The 4,836-nt window shown below is 37.1% G+C and carries 3 protein-coding genes, 1 rRNA gene and 2 pseudogenes; 5 read left to right on the plus strand and 1 reads right to left on the minus strand.

The window, feature by feature from the left end; translation table 11 throughout:
* Nucleotides 1-299, minus strand: a pseudogene (locus WG67_RS08850) (hypothetical protein); the annotation flags it as partial.
* Nucleotides 300-452: 153 nt separating this feature from the next.
* On the opposite strand from WG67_RS08850, the gene WG67_RS05300 reads away from it, so the two are divergent.
* The 5 genes and pseudogenes from WG67_RS05300 to WG67_RS05315 form a co-directional block, all read left to right on the plus strand.
* Nucleotides 453-1,957 (plus strand): 16S ribosomal RNA (locus WG67_RS05300).
* Nucleotides 1,958-2,057: 100 nt separating this feature from the next.
* Entirely contained in the window at nt 2,058-2,435 is a 378-nt protein-coding gene (gene sdhC, locus WG67_RS05305; RefSeq protein ID WP_010963112.1) for a succinate dehydrogenase, cytochrome b556 subunit, read from the plus strand.
* Nucleotides 2,432-2,788, plus strand: a complete 357-nt coding sequence (gene sdhD, locus WG67_RS06475) for a succinate dehydrogenase, hydrophobic membrane anchor protein (protein ID WP_010963113.1) — start codon at nt 2,432-2,434, stop codon at nt 2,786-2,788. Before sdhC ends, sdhD begins: the two co-directional genes overlap by 4 nt.
* 84 nt (nt 2,789-2,872) lie before the next feature.
* Nucleotides 2,873-4,111, plus strand: coding sequence for a hypothetical protein (locus WG67_RS05310; protein ID WP_010082038.1), 1,239 nt, complete (start codon nt 2,873-2,875; stop codon nt 4,109-4,111).
* A 112-nt stretch (nt 4,112-4,223) separates the two neighbouring features.
* Nucleotides 4,224-4,775: pseudogene (locus WG67_RS05315) on the plus strand (sugar phosphate nucleotidyltransferase); the annotation flags it as partial.
* Between the last annotated feature and the right edge of the window lie 61 nt (nt 4,776-4,836).

The following is a 4,836-nucleotide window of genomic DNA, read 5'->3' on the forward strand; positions in this document are numbered from 1 at the left end:
GTTGGCATTGAATCTGAGATATGATTGAATGCGCGTTCAAAATTTGCTAAATACTCCCAATTTGAATCTATTTCTTCTAGCAGCGGCTTATTATCTTTTTTTAAGAATAATACTTCGTAAAACTTGTCACCTGCAGTTATAGATTGTTTTGTGTTATCAATGTTGCGCAATAAGTATAATGTGATGCCAACTAACATTGGCGCGAGTGCAAGCAGAAAGATGTATTTTTTCATGGTAATATTCTGAATAGTTATATATTTATACATTAATGCTTTTGATTTGCAAAAACATATTGACATAGTGATTATATCACATAATAATATTCTTAAAGTTGTTTGAATAGTTGGAGATTAAAATATTTCTAAAGTAGAAATAAAGACAGCAGTATTAAGCTAAATTATTTTTTGTCGGATTTATCCGATGTACCCTCAACCTTTTATAGGTTGAAGTCTAAATTTGAGAGTTTGATCCTAGCTCAGAATGAACGCTGGCGGCAGGCCTAACACATGCAAGTCGAACGGAGTTATATTGTAGCTTGCTATGGTATAACTTAGTGGCAGACGGGTGAGTAATGTATAGGAATCTACCTAGTAGTACGGAATAATTGTTGGAAACGGCAACTAATACCGTATACGCCCTACGGGGGAAAAATTTATTGCTATTAGATGAGCCTATATTAGATTAGCTAGTTGGTGGAGTAATAGCCTACCAAGGCAATGATCTATAGCTGATCTGAGAGGATGATCAGCCACACTGGAACTGAGATACGGTCCAGACTCCTACGGGAGGCAGCAGTGGGGAATATTGGACAATGGGCGAAAGCCTGATCCAGCCATGCCGCATGAGTGAAGAAGGCCTTTGGGTTGTAAAGCTCTTTTAGTGAGGAAGATAATGACGGTACTCACAGAAGAAGTCCTGGCTAACTCCGTGCCAGCAGCCGCGGTAATACGGAGAGGGCTAGCGTTATTCGGAATTATTGGGCGTAAAGGGCGCGTAGGCGGATTAGTAAGTTAAAAGTGAAATCCCAAGGCTCAACCTTGGAATTGCTTTTAAAACTGCTAATCTAGAGATTGAAAGAGGATAGAGGAATTCCTAGTGTAGAGGTGAAATTCGTAAATATTAGGAGGAACACCAGTGGCGAAGGCGTCTATCTGGTTCAAATCTGACGCTGAGGCGCGAAGGCGTGGGGAGCAAACAGGATTAGATACCCTGGTAGTCCACGCTGTAAACGATGAATGTTAAATATGGGAAGTTTTACTTTCTGTATTACAGCTAACGCGTTAAACATTCCGCCTGGGGACTACGGTCGCAAGATTAAAACTCAAAGGAATTGACGGGGACCCGCACAAGCGGTGGAGCATGTGGTTTAATTCGATGCAACGCGAAAAACCTTACCACTCCTTGACATGGAAATTATACCTATTCGAAGGGATAGGGTCGGTTCGGCCGGGTTTCACACAGGTGTTGCATGGCTGTCGTCAGCTCGTGTCGTGAGATGTTGGGTTAAGTCCCGCAACGAGCGCAACCCTCATCCTTAGTTACCATCAGGTAATGCTGGGGACTTTAAGGAAACTGCCAGTGATAAACTGGAGGAAGGTGGGGATGATGTCAAGTCATCATGGCCCTTATGGAGTGGGCTACACACGTGCTACAATGGTGGCTACAATGGGCTGCAAAGTCGCGAGGCTAAGCTAATCCCTTAAAAGCCATCTCAGTTCGGATTGTACTCTGCAACTCGAGTGCATGAAGTTGGAATCGCTAGTAATCGTGGATCAGCACGCCACGGTGAATACGTTCTCGGGTCTTGTACACACTGCCCGTCACGCCATGGGAATTGGTTTCACTCGAAGCTAACGACCTAACCGCAAGGAGGGAGTTATTTAAAGTGGGATCGGTGACTGGGGTGAAGTCGTAACAAGGTAGCAGTAGGGGAATCTGCAGCTGGATTACCTCCTTAGGCTTTGCACACAATTTACCATTTTTAATGATGGTGTTGTTATGTGCTATACTGCTGTCTTTACTTCTACTTTATTTTAATTTCCCGATAACGGAATTTTATGAGTGATAGACCTCTTTCTCCACATTTACAAATATATAAAGTACAAGTTACTAGTTTTTTCTCTATTATGCATAGATTGACTGGTATCTTGCTATTCCTTTTATTAATGATACTTTCTTGGTATTTCATATTACATGTTTACTTTCCTGAGTTACTTATAGTAAGGTACTTAAATGCATTATTATTCACTCCTGTTGCTAAATTAGCTTATGTCTTATGTTTTATAAGTTTTGTATATCATTTTCTTAATGGTATTCGTCATTTATTGTGGGATGTTGGGCTTAATTTAGAAATTACTGGCGTTTCAAGGAGTGCTATACTGCTGACAGTAACGCTACTTCTTTCTACTATGGCTTTTTTATTTATGTTTATATGAGTCAGTCTGGAAATTCAGTACATCATTGGTGGGTTCAGCGTGTTTCTGCGGTAATTTTACTGTTCCTGTTTCCTTGGTTTATCTATTCATTTTCTTGCACATTTTATACTGATAGCTCTTTGTCTTTTAGTGAAAAATTTATTAATCACCCTCTAGAGCTTTTATTTTTTGTTGTATTGTTGTTTTGCATTTTTTGGCACGCAGTTCTTGGAATGCAGGTAGTATGCGAAGATTATATACACAGCGTACCTTTGAGGATTTTTACAATTACATGCATAAAGTACTTATCAAGCATTACTTATATAACCCTCGCTTTTACAATCTTTATCTTCTACAGGCATATTTTCTTGTAAAATCACCGGTGCTGTGTTAATATATTATTAGTGTACTAGTTTTATTATTGAACTATAGCATTATAGCGATTTTGGTTTGACAATATGTTTGAAGCATTAAAAAAGGGAGCAATAGATCTTACACTTAAAGCAAAAGGTCTGCTTACTTCACCTGAATCTCAAGTTTACGTCGAAGACCTTAGAAAGGTAATGATGTATGATGGAAGGAAATGCCAGTATCCAAAAAATTATGATCAAATTGTACAGTCTGCTAAAATCATAGAAAACAGGGATATGCATGGAAATGCTATACTAGATAAAGATAAAAATCCAACCTATAAACTTTTGTATGGTCAAAAAGATGAGAATGGAGAACAACCAAGTTTCAGATTATCTTTAGTTACCAAAGATAAAGATAATGATAGATCTTATTTTACTATCAATTATATAGACAATCAGGGTAAGCAAATTCCGATAAATGAGTTGCATAAGTCATATTTTGAGCCATTAGGCTTTTCGAGAATGGATTTGAAAAAACACGTGCCAATTTTTGAAGCTGAAAAAACTAAGGATCCTCAATATCCATTTGAATTAACTAATTCTTCTGTGCTAACTAAAGAGGTAAAAAATAAAGAAGGTAAAGTTCAGGAAGTTGTTGATGAAAAAGGAAGAAATGGAGAATTATTATACACTAGTGATTACAAGAAGCTAAGCACCCATTTTTCAGAAATTAGAGATCAGAATGGTAATCTAGAGCTAGATAAAAGTCTTATATCTGTTCCTATCGTTTTTGCTACAAGTTTAGCTAAAGTTTGTACTAAATTGTTGACTTCTCTTCCTATAAAGTTAGGGGAGCATTTAATAAGCGAACAAAACCCAATTGCAAAGTCTTTTGGTTATCTTTTATTTACTCCTGCAATGGCAGTAAAAAATTTAGTGGATATGGGAGCTACCATACTTAAGGCTCCAATTTTATTGTTTGTAGCAAATGAGAAAAAATATGGTGATGCTTACTACACCATGTGGAAACACCAACTGAAAGGATGTTTGGAAGAAGCAAAAAGTGACTTTAATGTTATTAAAGGTGAAGAAAGGCTAAAGCCGGATCATGGGAATCGTGATTCACTAGTGGGCACATGGGATGAGCTTAACGCTAGAAGGCCAAAGAAACAAGGGGATGATAAAGAAGTTAGCAAGAGTAATGAAATACTAAAGAGTCCTGAGGAAGAACAAAATAAGGGTAATGAAATATTAAGTGATAAAAGAAAAGGTCATGTTGAGGAATTACAAAATAGAAGAAATTCACAGCAAGGGCAAGGCGCTACACATGATCACTCTCATTAGCAATTACTTTAAATCAACATTTACTTTCTTTATTAACTATTCCACAACAAAAACTTGCATGTATTTTGCCCTCAGTATAAGATATTAATTATTTAATTAATATCTTAACTAAATGCGCCCTGTAATATTGTGTGGTGGTAGTGGTAGCAGACTTTGGCCTTTATCTAAGCCAAAGCAATTTCAGAAAATATTTAGTCAGAACACTATGTTTCACAACACTTTGTTGAGGCTAAAAAGCGATTATATGCCGCCCATAATTGCTACAAATATACAGTACGAGTCATTAGTGATGGAGGAATTGCATGCACTGCAAGAATATAAAGTGATTTTCGAACCAGTGAAAATTGGAACAGCAGCGGCAATATTAATTGCTGCACTTCTCTGCAATGAAAACGAGACAATGTTAATTCTGCCTTCAGACCATTTTATAGGTGATTTGAATAGTTTTTATGCTTCTACTCAAAAAGCGTCTAAGTTAGCCTCTGAAACTAACTCTATAGTCACTTTTGGGGTTAAGCCTCATGAATTCAATTCTGAATACGGCTATATAAATGCAGTATATGATCAGAAAGAAAAATGTCATATAGTGAAAGATTTTACAGAAAAGCCCGAGCGTAAGTTAAGTAACGATCATTATTGGAACTCTGGAATATTTGTGTTTAGAGGTTGTCCGGAAACAAGTAAAAGGCTATAATATCTGAAATTTTTAATCTCATCTATGTAGC

This window comes from Wolbachia endosymbiont of Drosophila incompta, from assembly GCF_001758565.1.
In the GTDB taxonomy this organism is placed as follows: Bacteria; Pseudomonadota; Alphaproteobacteria; order Rickettsiales; family Anaplasmataceae; genus Wolbachia; species Wolbachia pipientis.

Excerpts from the sequence above, each read along its gene's own strand:
- sdhC (WP_010963112.1), top strand. The coding sequence starts at position 2,058 with ATGAGTGATAGACCTCTTTCTCCACATTTACAAATATATAAAGTACAA.
- sdhD (WP_010963113.1), top strand. The coding sequence starts at position 2,432 with ATGAGTCAGTCTGGAAATTCAGTACATCATTGGTGGGTTCAGCGTGTT.
- WG67_RS05310 (WP_010082038.1), top strand. The coding sequence starts at position 2,873 with ATGTTTGAAGCATTAAAAAAGGGAGCAATAGATCTTACACTTAAAGCA.